General features: G+C 58.2%; 12 protein-coding genes. 6 read left to right on the top strand and 6 right to left on the bottom strand.

Going from position 1 to position 13240, the window contains the following annotated elements:
* Nucleotides 1–7: 7 nt before the first annotated feature.
* The 4 genes from PH5382_RS09150 to PH5382_RS09135 form a co-directional block, all read right to left on the bottom strand.
* Nucleotides 8–478, bottom strand: coding sequence for a GNAT family N-acetyltransferase (locus tag PH5382_RS09150; RefSeq protein WP_058334080.1), 471 nt, complete (start codon nucleotides 476–478; stop codon nucleotides 8–10).
* Nucleotides 478–2325 (bottom strand): M3 family oligoendopeptidase, encoded by a 1848-nt coding sequence (locus tag PH5382_RS09145; RefSeq protein WP_058334079.1) that lies wholly within the window; start codon nucleotides 2323–2325, stop codon nucleotides 478–480. Before PH5382_RS09145 ends, PH5382_RS09150 begins: the two co-directional genes overlap by 1 nt.
* A gap of 200 nt (nucleotides 2326–2525) precedes the next feature.
* Nucleotides 2526–3500 carry an alpha/beta fold hydrolase gene (locus tag PH5382_RS09140; RefSeq protein ID WP_058334078.1) on the bottom strand — a complete coding sequence of 325 codons (975 nt, stop codon included), beginning with the start codon at nucleotides 3498–3500 and terminating at the stop codon, nucleotides 2526–2528.
* Complete coding sequence (locus PH5382_RS09135) at nucleotides 3500–3790, bottom strand: SCP2 sterol-binding domain-containing protein (RefSeq protein ID WP_058334077.1); 291 nt, start codon at nucleotides 3788–3790, stop codon at nucleotides 3500–3502. The genes PH5382_RS09140 and PH5382_RS09135 overlap by 1 nt, the downstream gene beginning before the upstream one ends.
* Before the next feature lie 115 nt (nucleotides 3791–3905).
* Here PH5382_RS09135 and PH5382_RS09130 point away from each other — a divergent pair, with 115 nt between their 5' ends.
* The 5 genes from PH5382_RS09130 (at nucleotide 3906) to PH5382_RS09110 (ending at nucleotide 9196) form a co-directional block, all read left to right on the top strand.
* On the top strand, nucleotides 3906–4475 hold the full coding sequence (locus PH5382_RS09130; protein WP_058334076.1) for a tetratricopeptide repeat protein: 570 nt from the start codon (nucleotides 3906–3908) through the stop codon (nucleotides 4473–4475).
* 65 nt (nucleotides 4476–4540) lie between these two features.
* Complete coding sequence (locus PH5382_RS09125) at nucleotides 4541–7540, top strand: helicase-related protein (protein ID WP_058334075.1); 3000 nt, start codon at nucleotides 4541–4543, stop codon at nucleotides 7538–7540.
* Between the two features lie 6 nt (nucleotides 7541–7546).
* Nucleotides 7547–7933, top strand: a complete 387-nt coding sequence (locus PH5382_RS09120) for an RNA-binding S4 domain-containing protein (protein WP_058334074.1) — start codon at nucleotides 7547–7549, stop codon at nucleotides 7931–7933.
* Nucleotides 7934–7996: 63 nt separating this feature from the next.
* Entirely contained in the window at nucleotides 7997–8335 is a 339-nt protein-coding gene (gene fdxA, locus PH5382_RS09115) for a ferredoxin FdxA (protein ID WP_058334073.1), read from the top strand.
* Between the two features lie 348 nt (nucleotides 8336–8683).
* Nucleotides 8684–9196, top strand: coding sequence for a CarD family transcriptional regulator (locus tag PH5382_RS09110; protein ID WP_058334072.1), 513 nt, complete (start codon nucleotides 8684–8686; stop codon nucleotides 9194–9196).
* 141 nt (nucleotides 9197–9337) lie between these two features.
* Here PH5382_RS09110 and PH5382_RS09105 read toward each other — a convergent pair whose 3' ends face one another.
* Nucleotides 9338–10105, bottom strand: coding sequence for an adenosylcobinamide-GDP ribazoletransferase (locus tag PH5382_RS09105; RefSeq protein WP_058334071.1), 768 nt, complete (start codon nucleotides 10103–10105; stop codon nucleotides 9338–9340).
* 100 nt (nucleotides 10106–10205) lie between these two features.
* Between PH5382_RS09105 and cobT the strand changes: the two genes are divergently transcribed.
* Nucleotides 10206–11222: a nicotinate-nucleotide--dimethylbenzimidazole phosphoribosyltransferase gene (gene cobT / locus PH5382_RS09100; RefSeq protein ID WP_058334070.1), complete on the top strand. Its 1017-nt coding sequence runs from the start codon at nucleotides 10206–10208 to the stop codon at nucleotides 11220–11222.
* An 85-nt stretch (nucleotides 11223–11307) separates the two neighbouring features.
* Here the strand turns inward: cobT and PH5382_RS09095 are convergent, their stop codons facing one another.
* Nucleotides 11308–13191: a monovalent cation:proton antiporter-2 (CPA2) family protein gene (locus tag PH5382_RS09095; protein ID WP_058334069.1), complete on the bottom strand. Its 1884-nt coding sequence runs from the start codon at nucleotides 13189–13191 to the stop codon at nucleotides 11308–11310.
* Nucleotides 13192–13240 lie beyond the last annotated feature (49 nt).

The following is a 13240-nucleotide window of genomic DNA, read 5'->3' as shown; positions in this document are numbered from 1 at the left end:
CCGGGCTTTAAAGGTCCAAACGCATAATATGCTGCGGACCTGCCATACCATGTGGGTAGATATCACCAGTATCTACAAATCCACCTGCCTTGTAGCAGCGAATGGCTGGAACATTCTGCATGTTCACCGTCAGAACCACGGCTTTGTGGGATGGATAGAGGCCAGGGATATAGGATTTTAGTGTCCGTACCGCTGCCGTTGCCACACCTTTGCCCTGATGGCGGCGGTCGATCATAAAGGCCCGCAGGCCCAGCTCATTCGCTTGGGCAAAACCATACTGTTGGTGAAACAGCCAATCCAGCTTGAAAAATCCGACGGGCCTGTCTTGGTCAAGGATGGCGTGAAAATCCACGCCTTCCTCGTTTGCTGCAAAGGCCTGCGCTACGGTGCCTGAAAAAAGTATCTGATCAGCTTCCACCTGAATGTGGCACACTAGATCAAAGTCTTCGGGCGAAACGGGGCGCAGGCTGATGGGCATCAGTCCTCCATGGCTTCCAGCTCATCGATCATGCCGGAAATCATACTGAGGCCCTTGTCCCAGAATTTTGGGTCCGACGCATCGAGGCCAAAAGGAGCCAGCAGCTCTTTGTGGTGCTTGGAGCCGCCAGCCTTGAGCATGTCGAAATACTTGTCCTCAAAACCTTCACCGCCCTCGGCATAGACCGAATACAGCGCGTTCACCAAGCCGTCGCCAAAGGCGTAGGCATAGACATAAAAGGGCGAATGCACGAAGTGCGGGATATAGGCCCAGAAGGTTTCGTAGCCTTCCATGAAGTCAAAAGCTTCGCCCAGGGATTCTGCCTGTACCGACATCCAGAGTACGTTGATGTCATCCGGTGTCAGCTCACCCTCAGAACGGGCAGCATGCAGTTTGCATTCAAAATCGTAGAACGCGATCTGGCGCACCACGGTGTTGATCATGTCCTCGACCTTGCCGGCCAGCAGGATCTTGCGCTGTTCCTTGGTTTCGGCGCCGTCCAGCATCTTGCGGAAGGTCAGCATCTCGCCAAAGACACTTGCGGTTTCGGCCAGGGTCAGCGGGGTCGATGACAGCATCTCGCCCTGATCGGCGGCCAGAACCTGATGCACGCCGTGGCCCAGCTCATGTGCGAGGGTCATCACATCGCGCGGCTTGCCCAGATAGTTTAGCATCACATAGGGGTGCACGTCGGTCACGGTGGGGTGGGCAAAAGCACCAGGAGCCTTGCCGGGTTTCACGCCCGCATCAATCCAGCCTTTGGAAAAGAACGGGGCTGCGATCTCGCCCATACGCGGATCAAAGGCAGTATAGGCCTCCATCACGGTTTTTTCGGCGGTATCCCAATCCACCACGCGACTGTCTTCCATTGGCAACGGGGCGTTGCGGTCCCAGACCTGCATCCGGTCCAGCCCCAGCCATTTGCGCTTCAGCTCATAATAGCGGTGCGACAGTTTGGGGTAGGCGGCCACAACGGCTTCGCGCAGGGCTTCGACCACTTCGGGCTCGACATGGTTCGACAAATGGCGCCCGGTCTGCGGCGTTGGCATGCCGCGCCAGCGATCAACGATCTCTTTTTCCTTGGCTTGCGTGTTGTGCACACGAGCAAAAGTTTTGATGTTGTCCTGAAACACCCGCGCCAATTCGCGCGAAGCCGCCTCGCGTTTACTGCGATCCTGTTCCGTCAGCAGGTTCAGCGTGCCCTCGATGTTCAGCTCCTGGCCGTCGATGGTGAAGGTGAGCCCTGCAATAGTTTCGTCAAACAGCCGCTCCCAGGCGTCGCCGACGACGCCCAGATCATGCAGGAATTTTTCCAGCTCGTCCGAGAGCTGATAGGGTTTCATGGCGCGGATGCGTTCAAACACCGGTTCATAGCGAGAGAGATCTGCGTTGGCGGCAAAATGTGCTGCCAGCACGTCATCATCAATGCGGTTGATCTCCAGCGTGAAAAACACCAGCGGCGTGGTGAAAACGGTGATCTTTTCCTGCATGTCGGACATGAACTTGGCGCGATCCGCGTCCGTTGTCAGCTGATAGTAGCGCAGACCGGCATAGGACATGATACGCCCGGCAATAGCGTTGATCTTTTCGTTGCGCAGGATGCAGTTCAGCAGGCCTGCGGCATCCAAATCTGCCAGCTTGCCTTCGTAGTCACCGGCAAAGGCAGCGCATTCCTGCTCCAGCCAGTCCAGATCACGGTCGAGTTCCGGCGCCTCGTCCGAGGTATAGAGATCGCTCAGATCCCATTCCGGCAGGTTGCCCAGCCCCTCAGAGCCAGAGGATGCATTAGCATCGCGTAGCAGGGTCATTTTGGTTGCAGAGAGGGCGGGAAAGGGCAGGTTCAACATGGGGCCTCCTTGGCGGGCATGTTTGGTGTTTTTTGGCTTTGCACAATATCTAAGGGGCGCGTGACGGGATCACAAGCAAGGGCCGACCTGGCGACCAGCATTGACGGCAAAGAACAGCGTGATTTTTACGCAAACGCGCCTTTACTGCGCCAGCCTAGGCCGAAGGCTGGTGCGCAGTGTTTGCAGGCGTGGACCCGGGGCTATTGCTGTTGGCCGTACTGATCAAACAGTCGTGTCATCTTGTCAAAGGCGGCGTCGCGCGTCGCTTCGCCTTCCATGATGATTTCATGTTGGCCGGGGTCCACCAGTTCCAGCTCGCCACCGGGCCAGCGGGCCATGCGGTTGTGGATCGCCTCCGCATTGACGATCTGCTCCTGGGTGCCAAGAAAGGTGATGCAGGGCAGGGCAGGCGATGCTTCCTGTGCCAGGGCTTCGCATTCCTTCAACCCCTCGAGCAGCCAGTTAATGGTCGGGCCACCCAGCACCAGATCCGGCTGGGCAGTCAGCTGATCGATCATCATTTGATACATCGCTGGATCATTTGTCAGGGTATTGCCCTTGAAGGGGGCGGTTTCCACATAGTGGCCCTGGGTCGTGGTTGGAACCCGTCGTGCACTAAAACCAAGGGTCGGTGCCAAGGTGCCCAAAAGCAGGGCCAGTGGCTTCATCACGGTTGGAATTTGAATGCCCCACATGGGGCCAGTAAAGGCGCAGGCCCTGACCGGCAGATCCTGCATCAGGGCGCGCAGGCCGATGGCACCGCCCATCGAATGAGCCAGCAGGAACCAGGGTTGCGGCAGGTCCAGCTGTTGGGCCAGCTTAACAACTGCGGCCACGTCCTTCTGGAAATCGCCGAAGTCTTCGACATGGCCCAGACGCCGGTCTGGCAGCATGCGATCCGCTAGCCCCTGGCCGCGCCAGTCCACGGCAAGGCTGGCATAGCCGCGTTTGCCCAGATCAATGGCGGCGGGGCCGTATTTCTCGACGTATTCTGTGCGACCAGGAAAGATAAGCACAGTTCCTTTGACCGGCTCTGTGGATTCGGGGCGCCAGTGGCCGACCCGAATGCGCAACCCGTCATCAGTGGTCGCCCAATGGGCCTGACCGGCGGCTGGTCCCTGTGCAATTTCAGCAAAATAGGGGGCTGGGGTCAGGTCCATCAGGCTTTTGTCCATCAGGCCAGCACCGAAGCCAGCTTCATTGCGGTACCCATGTCACCGTCGATTGTCAGTTTACCGGACATGAAGGCGCTGGTGGGGTTGATGTCGCCGGTCAGGATCGCCTGAAAGGTCTCGGCATCTGCGGACATGGTAACATCGGCTTCGTCATCGCTCACACGCGCACCGTCACCATCCAGCACGATTGCGCCCATACCTTCGATTTCGAACTTGGCTGATGCGTCAAAATCGCTGCCGCTCAGTTTTTCGTTCATGGCTGCTGCGGCCTGTTCAAGTGTTTCGCTCATCGTTTCGTCCTTTGTTCATTTGTACCGCGCTTTGGTCCGGGTTTCGCAAGTTTGCGTGAAGCAATTGCTACCAGCACTGGAAAAAATGCGGCGTAGGGTTACACTGGGCACCATCATGATTGCAAATCACCTGAACCTCAAAGCTATCGTGGCGGCAACGCTGCTAACAGTCACGATTTCCGTGCCTTTGGCAACATCGGCACAATCTCAGGGCGACGAATCTGCACTGCTTTCTGCGCTGGTTTCCGCCGATGCCAAAACGGCCCGCAAACTGGACCGCGAATTGCAGGCGCTGTGGCGCAAAAGCGGATCCCCAGCCATGGATCTGTTGCTGTCACGCGCGACCAAGGCGTTTGAGGCAGGCGATGTCGACGCGGCAATCGAACATCTCACTGCGCTGACGGACCACGCCCCGGATTTTGCCCGCGGATGGTTCGAGCGCGCGCGCGCCTATCATGCAGCGGGGCTGTATGGGCCTTCGGTGGCTGATCTTGAACGTGCGTTGGCGCTCAATCCGAATGACTACAATGCAATCTATGCGCTGGGCACAGTGTTTGAGCAGTTCCGCGAACCCAAGCGTGCCTATGCGGCCTATTTGCGGGCCAAGGCTATACATCCACATCACGAAGAAGTACTCAACGCGCTGGAACGCCTGCGGCCCGATGTTGCAGGCAAGGATCTTTAGCCGCGCTGAACTCTTTTTTGTCATAAACGACGTCTAGGGTCAGAGATAAAACAAGGGCTGAATAGATGGCAGGCGCATCTCGGGTGGTAGCCGTTCTCGGTCCGACCAATACCGGTAAGACTCACTACGCAATCGAACGCATGCTGGGTTATCGCACCGGCATCATGGGCTTTCCGCTGCGCCTTTTGGCGCGTGAGGTCTATGACAAAATCGTTGCCATTCGCGGACCTTCAGTTGTCGCGCTGGTCACCGGCGAAGAACGTATCGTGCCGCCGCGGGCGAAATACTGGATCTGCACCGTCGAGGCGATGCCGCCCGGAATGGGCTGTGACTTTCTGGCCATTGATGAGATCCAGCTCTGTGCTGATCCGGAACGTGGTCATGTTTTTACCGAACGGTTACTGAAATCACGCGGCACTAATGAAACACTTTTTCTAGGCGCTGACACCATGCGTGGCCCCATCAGAGCGCTGGTGCCAGAGGTGGAATTCCTGCGCCGCGAACGTATGTCTGAATTGGTCTATGGCGGGTCGAAAAAAATCAGCCGGATGCCACCCCGCACTGCAATCGTCGGCTTTTCGGTAGATAATGTCTATGCCATCGCCGAGCTGCTGAAACGCCAAAAGGGCGGTGCGGCTGTCGTCATGGGCGCACTCAGCCCGCGCACCCGCAACGCCCAGGTGGCGCTCTATCAAAACGGCGAGGTCGACTATCTGGTCGCCACTGATGCCATCGGGATGGGGCTGAACCTTGATATTGATCATGTCGCCTTTTCGGCCACCTCCAAGTTCGACGGGCGGCGCATGCGCCCCTTGGCCCCGAACGAGCTGGCGCAGATCGCCGGTCGCGCCGGGCGCGGCATGAGCCATGGCAGCTTTGGTGTCACAGGGGACGCTCTTCCGCTGGACGATGAGGTCGCCGAGGCAATCATGGAACATCGCTTTGCACCGTTGAAAAAGCTCAACTGGCGTTCGTCGGAGCTTCAGTTCGGCACGGTCGAGGCGCTGATCCGGTCGCTCGAATCAAACCCCGAAAACGAGGTGTTGATGCGGGCCCGCGAAGCTGATGATCTGAGTGCGTTGAAATTTCTGTCGCGCGATAGCGGCATAATATCGCGCACCACAAATGCGCAATCTGTGCGCCTGCTGTGGGATGTGTGCCGCATTCCTGATTTTCGCGGCATCTCGCATGGGGAGCATGCGTCGCTGATAGGCAATATATTCGAGTATTTGCATGGCGGCGGCGTGGTTCCGGATGACTGGCTGGCGCGTCAGATCAAACGTATTGATCGCACCGATGGTGATATTGATACACTTTCCAAACGGCTGGCCTTTATCCGGACTTGGACCTATGTCTCACAACGGAAAAACTGGCTGCGTGACGAAAGCCATTGGCGTGGCGTGACTCGCGCTGTAGAAGACAGGTTGTCAGACGCGCTGCACGAGCGGTTGACTCAAAGATTTGTGGACCGGCGCACATCCGTGCTTCTGCGCCGGCTCAAACAGAAGGAGGCCCTTTTGGCCGAAGTGAATGACAAGGGTGAAGTAACCGTCGAGGGCGAATTTGTCGGACGGTTGGACGGGTTCCGGTTTACCCCGGACAAAAGCGCACAAGGGGCAGAGGCAAAGACATTGAAGTCTGCCTCGCTGCAAGCGTTGGCGCCGCAATTCCATCTGCGCGCAGACCGGTTTTACAATGCGCCCGATACCGAAATCGATTTCACCGAGCAGGGTGGCCTGATGTGGGGCGATGCTGCCGTTGGCAAACTTGTGGCCGGGGCCGATCCGCTGGCTCCACAGGTCGAGGTCTTTGTCGATGACGCTGCCGGGGCAGATGTTGCGCAAAAGGTGGAACGCCGACTGCAGCATTTTATCTCGCGCAAGGTTCAGGCTCTGTTCGAGCCGCTGATCAACCTACAGAAAGACGAAGAGCTGACCGGTCTCGCGCGGGGCTTCGCCTTCCGCATGGTCGAAGGCTTGGGTCTTTTGCAGCGCCATTCGGTGATGCAGGAAGTGAAGGACCTAGATCAGGACGCCCGTGGCGCGTTGCGCAAGCACGGTATCCGCTTTGGTCAGTTCACGATCTTTATGCCACTCTTGCTGAAACCGGCGCCGACGCGTCTGCGTCTGGTGCTTTGGTCGCTGGCCAATGGTTTGCAGGAATTCCCCGAAGCGCCGCCTCCCGGCCTGGTCACAGTGCCAGCCGCCAAGGGTGCGCCGCAGGGCTATGATACCATGTCCGGCTACCGCGAAGCGGGTGAGCGGATGATCCGTATCGACATGCTGGAACGTCTGGCCGATATGCTGCGCTCCGAAGACAGTCGTGGTGGTTTTGAAGCCAAGGCAGATATGTTGTCGATCACCGGCATGACGCTGGAACAATTCGCTGATCTGATGCAGGGCCTCGGTTACCGCGCCGAAAAAAGTGAACGTGCCAAGGTGAAAGCCGCGGCCGATGCGCCAAAAGATGCGGCACCAGCGGCGGATCCGGCGGCTGAAAGCACGGCGGAGGCTGCGGAGACACCAGCAGAGGCCGAACAGGCCGCTGTCGAAGTGCCTGTCGCAGAAAGTGCTGATGCAGACACTGCCGAAGCACCAGTTGCAGTTGAGGAGGCACCTGTCGCCGAAGGCAATGCTGACGCATCCGCTGAGGTCCAGGCCGACGCCGAGATCGCAAAGCCCGAAGTCGCTTCTGAAGCGGCCGAAGAGGCCCCCGCCGAGATGGAGGTGTTTTACACCTTTGCCTGGGGTGGCCGTGCCCGTCAGGCCGGTGGCAATCGTGGACAGCGCCGGGGCAATGGCCAGAACCAAGGTCAGGCTCAGGATGCTGGTGACGATCAGGCGCGTGGCGATGGAAAACCACGTGGCGCCAAGGGTGGCCAGGGCCGTTCCGGCGGCAAACCTGGTGGCCGCTCTGGTGGCGGCAAGCCTGGTGGCAAACGCGGCGAGCGTCCGGGACAGCAGGGTGGCAAAACCTATTCGGCACGTCCGCCGAAAAAGGAAAAGCAGATCGATCCTGACAATCCCTTTGCCGCAGCTCTTATGGGGCTGAAGCAGGGCGACTGACCTGTCATGGATCCGGTGAGGGACCCAACAGCGGAGAAGATCCGGATCGACAAGTGGCTATGGTATGCACGGTTTTTTAAGACCCGCAGCCTGGCCGCCAAACAGGTCAGCGCCGGACATCTGCGCCTCAATGGGGCCAAGATTTCAAAATCAGCTCAGAGCGTCACCACTGGTGATGTTCTGAGCTTTCCGCAGGGCAGACAGAATCGCGTGGTCGAGGTGCGGGGCATTGGAACACGGCGTGGTCCCGCTCCGGAAGCTCAGGCGCTGTACCTTGATAAGACGCCGAAACAGGACGTGGTTCCGGCCAATCCCCGATTTGAGGGAAAAGGGCGCCCGGACAAGAAGACTCGCAGAGCGCTTGACCTTTCCCGTGAGAGGGGCCCAACTTGACGTCTTGAAGAAGACGCCGCTCTGAATTAGCTAGTGGCAAACAGCAAACGGGACTGAGCCCACATGACCTATGTCGTTACGGATAACTGCATCGCCTGCAAATACACCGATTGTGTAGAGGTATGCCCGGTCGATTGTTTCTACGAGGGTGAAAATACCCTGGTGATTCATCCGGATGAATGCATCGATTGCGGTGTTTGTGAACCGGAGTGCCCGGCCGACGCGATCCGCCCGGATACAGAGCCGGATATGGACAAATGGGTCGAGTTCAATCGCAAATATTCCGAAATGTGGCCCGTTATCGTTTCGAAAAAGGATCCCATGCCTGACGCCGAAGAACGTGATGGCGAAGAAGGCAAGATGGAGAAATACTTCTCTGAAGCTCCCGGAGAGGGCGGCTAACCCCAGACTGAGTAGGCTGGTTTGTGTCAAATTGCCCTGCTTTTTCGGGATTTTCTGGCTGGAAAACAACTAGATCCTGGTATTACCCTCATGAAAGCGACAGATCATCGCCTTCCTCGACTTTCGGGGGGGGCGTTTTTGTGATATACTCTTTCGTTAGATGTATATGATTGTGAAACCTCGGCGGCCCTCTTCATGGTGTGTTTTGGGCGGCTTCGGAAATTGACCCACGGCGACGATTGACCTCGCGAAGCGTGTAATGCGCCTCGGGAGCGATAGCGTTGCCGTTCTTGCGTCGAAGCTGCAGCCCGGCTGGCTGCCTCGACCTCAGAGTAAGGAAAGACCTATATGACAAAATCGAAGAAGCTCGCATTCCGCCCTGACGAATTTGTGGTTTATCCGGCCCATGGGGTTGGCCAGATCATTTCTGTCGAGGAGCAGGAAGTCGCCGGCTTTGCGCTGGAGCTTTTCGTGATCACCTTTGAAAAGGACAAGATGACCCTGCGGGTGCCAACCAACAAGGCCGTCGAAGTGGGCATGCGCTCGCTCAGCTCGCCTGATGTGATCAATCAGGCGATGAAAACGCTGAAAGGCAAGGCCAAGGTCAAGCGCGCCATGTGGTCGCGTCGTGCCCAGGAATATGAACAGAAGATCAATTCAGGTGATTTGATCGCGATCGCCGAAGTGGTCCGCGACCTGCACCGCACCGATGATCAGCGCGAGCAGAGCTATTCGGAGCGTCAACTGTATGAAGCAGCACTGGAGCGCCTGACCCGAGAAGTGGCAGCTGTGGCTGGTGGGGATGAAATCCTTGCGGCCAAACAGGTGGACGAGGTTTTGACCTCTCGCGTCGCCGCCTGACCATAGGGCTTGCCTGTTTCTCCAACCCTGTTTGCCTGCCGTGTTCATGGCAGGAAATGACGGGATGGGGCAGTGGATACTTTGGTGAAAAATTTAAGGGCCCGTACCGATTGGTGCGGGCCTTTTTGTCGGCAGTGAGGTCTAGGCCAGCAGTGGCAGCAGTGGCAGCAGAGCCAGCAACCCGGCTAATTCACAGATCTGCTGACAGCCCCCCAGAACATCCCCGGTTTGCCCTCCGATCTTCACTTTTGCCACCACGGCCCAGGCCAAGGCAGCCAGGGCCATGATCAGGGACAGCAACAGGCTTGCGGTGCCAAGAACAGGCAATGACAGTCCGAATGCCAAGACAAGGCCTACCCAAACTGTCGGGGCACTGGGTCGACCGACGCTTTGTGACAAACCGGATTGGCGGGCATTGGGCAACCACAGCATGACAAAGGGCATGGCGGCCCGACTGAGCATCGCCAGTGCCAGAAGCGACCACATGGCACCGAGATCCAGCACAACCGCTATGGCTTGCCAGCGCAAACCAAGCGAGATCAGCAGTGCTAGAACTCCATATGTGCCGATTTGGCTGTCCTTCATGATCTCGAGCCGACGGTCAGGCGTAAACCCACCCCAGAAGCCATCGGCGCAATCGGCCAGACCGTCTTCGTGCATGGCTCCGGTCAACAATACTTGCACGGTCAGCAAAATCCCGGCCACAATCGGGGCCGACAGGCCAAGGGCGAGACAGGCCATTGCCACCAGACAGGCGATGGTGGTTACGACCAGACCGGCGACAGGAAAAGCCCAGACCGCTGCAGCCTGACGGGTAAAGGCTGCCTGTGGCAGTCGGGGCAGGGGCAGGCGGGTCAGCAAAACCAGTGCCAGAGGAATATCCAGCAAAAATATGTCGTTTTTACGCATGGGCGGGCCTCTTGCAGGACTTGCGAAGCGGCGATGAGCCGCTAAACAGGATGAAATCCGATTTACGCGCGTCCTTCACTCAGATGCAACGAGGCTTTACATGCTGCCACCCCTGACTTCCCTTGATGATTTCCGTACCCAGCTGTCCAAGGCCAGTGCAGCCGATCAGACCGCTGTTGATGCGGCGGCGGCGCGCAATGGCCAGCTGACCAAACCGCCCGGCGCGTTGGGACGTCTTGAGGACCTTGCGATCTGGTATGGTGGCTGGCGCAAAACCGACCGGCCAGAGGTGCAAAGCCCACAGGTGATCGTTTTTGCCGGCAATCATGGTGTCACTGCCCAGGGCGTGTCTGCCTTTCCGGCTGAGGTCACAGCGCAGATGGTGATCAATTTTGAACACGGCGGCGCGGCGATCAACCAGCTGGCCAAGTTGGCAGGTGCCCGCATGGATGTTCATGCGCTGGATCTGGAGACGCCGGTCAAGGATTTCACCCAGGCCCCGGCCATGAGCGAGATCGAGCTTCTGGCCGCACTGGAAGCGGGCTGGAGTGCGGTCGACCCCACCGCGGATCTGCTGGTCGTGGGCGAGATGGGCATTGGCAACACAACACCTGCCGCAGCGCTTGCGCATGCACTGTATGGCGGCGCGGCGGCGGATTGGACCGGGCGCGGCACCGGGGTAGATGATGCCGGGCTGGCAAACAAGTCTCGCGTTGTGGCGGAAGGCGTGGCTCTGCATGGTCCTGCGATTGCGGATGGGCTGGATGCATTGCAGCGGCTTGGTGGCCGCGAGATAGCGGCCATGGCGGGGGCCATTGCCGCCGCGCGCGTGCTGCATATCCCGGTTATTCTGGATGGCTTTATCTGTTGTGCGGCCGCAGCCTGCCTGCAACGCACATCCTCCACGTCGCTGGATCACGCCATTGCCGGGCATCAGAGCGCCGAAAGCGCGCATGCAGCTGTTTTGAAAGCGCTGGGAAAAGAGCCTTTGCTGTCACTGGGGCTGCGCCTTGGCGAGGGCTCCGGCGCGGCACTGGCCATTCAGGTGCTTAAGGGGGCGATAGCCTGCCACAGCGGAATGGCGACATTTGCCGAGGCAGGTGTGTCAGACGGCTAAGGTTTGCGCTCCCGATAGAATTTCAGAACGCCTCGGATTTTTTCCGGGGCGTTTGCATTTGGGCATCGTTGCAAGGGGCTCTGACCTAGTTGGATTTATGATCTTTTTTCTCGGCCAGCTCCTGCAGTGCGGTTTCCAGGTCTTTTTCCAATGCGCGGGCCTTTTCGATATAGGCCTCATTCTCACTGGCGGGCACACCCGGCACCCAAAGGGCTGCGAGTTCGCGAACTGTCAGTCGGTCATGGGCGTAGAAGGTTTGCTCTGCCTGGGCCGCTTCATATTCGCTGAGGCCGATTTTTTCCAAAACATAGCGCCCGGCGCGCAATGAGCTGTCGAACATTTCCCGCACGATATCATCGGCACCAGCCTTGTAGAGTTCAAATACATGGTTGCGATCATAGGCACGGGCGATGATGTGAAGGTCAGGGTAGGTTCGGCGGACATAGGTGACCATTTTTACGGTGTTTTCCGGGTCGTCCAGCGCCACCACCAGCACCTGTGCCTTGGCAATGCCAGCGGCCTTCAGCAATTCAGGGCGGGTCGGATCTCCCAGAAAACTTTTGACCCCGAAGCGCCGCATCAGCTGGACGGCCTGCATATCATTGTCCAGTAGAATGGTCTTGTAGCCACTGGCCCGGACCAGCCGGTTAACGATCTGCCCGAAACGACCGATGCCTGCAATGATCACCGGGCCCTGTTCATCAATTTCGTCGGGCTCATGTTCCACACGGGTCTCGCCCATACGGTGCGACAACAGATCGTAGATGATAAAAAGCAGCGGGGTGATCAGCATCGACAAGGCAATCACCAACAGCAGCTTTTCAGCCAAGGCGGCTGGAATGACGTTTTGTTGCTTTGAAAAGGCCAGCAGGACAAAGCCGAATTCACCAGCCTGCGCCAGGCTGAGAGTAAACAGCCAGTGATTGCGGCGGCGCAGCCCAAAGGCGCGACCAACAAAGAACAGGATCACCCCTTTGGTGACAATGACCAGCAATGCAAGGCCGATGAAATCGCCGGGGCTGGCGAGGAATAGTCGGTAGTTGATGCCCGCCCCGACGGTGATGAAAAACAGCCCCAGAAGCAGCCCTTTGAAGGGGGTGAGATCGCTTTCCAGCTCGTGGCGGAATTCGGAGTTGGCCAAAACCACCCCGGCCAGAAAGGCGCCAAGGGCCGGGGACAGGCCAACCAGGGTCATCAGAAATGAAATCCCGACGACGATCAACAGGGCGAGAGCCGTGTACATCTCACGCAGATTGGTCGCGTGGATAAAGCGAAACAAGGGCCGGGTAAGGTAGATGCCAGCGAGAATGATGATGGCAATCATTGCGATGGTAGTGAGGGTGACGGCCCAGCCGGGTAGCCCTGCCACCAGCGACAGGGCCTCATGGCCGTCACTGGCGTGGTTTGAAGCCTCGCTGCGCGAAATAGACCCATCGGTGCTGATTTGGGGAACGCCGCTCATGGCCAGCAGTGGCAGGAAGGCCAGAATGGGGATGACCGCGATATCCTGGGTCAGCAACACCGAAAATGACGCGCGCCCGCCCCGTGTCTGCATCAGTCCCTTTTCCGATAGGGTTTGCAGCACGATCGCCGTGGAAGATAGCGAAAGCGCCAAGCCGACGGCAAGACTGACCTGCCAGGTCTCGCCTGCGGCAGTGGCAGCAACCATCAGCGCAAGGGTGCTGAGCAGGACCTGCAAACCACCCAATCCGACGAGCTTGTGTCGCATCGCCCAGAGCGCGCGCGGGTCAAGTTCCAGCCCGATGAGAAAGAGCATCATCACTACGCCGAATTCGGCAAAATGCTGCAAGTCTTCGGTCTCGGCCCCGACCAGTCCCAGGATCGGGCCAATAATTATGCCGGCTGCCAGATAGCCTAAAACCGACCCAAGCCCGAGCCGCGCGGCAAGAGGAACCGCGATAACTGCGGCGGCAAGGTAGATTGTGGCTTGATAGAGAAATGCGTCCATGGATTTTGTATCGCAAGCAGCAGAAAGCTTGGCAACGGTTTTAGCTTCA

This window comes from Phaeobacter sp. CECT 5382 (assembly GCF_001457775.1).
Taxonomy (GTDB): domain Bacteria; phylum Pseudomonadota; class Alphaproteobacteria; order Rhodobacterales; family Rhodobacteraceae; genus Pseudophaeobacter.
Note: the sequence above shows the minus strand (reverse complement) of the source record. Positions and strands in the feature narration are given on the sequence as shown.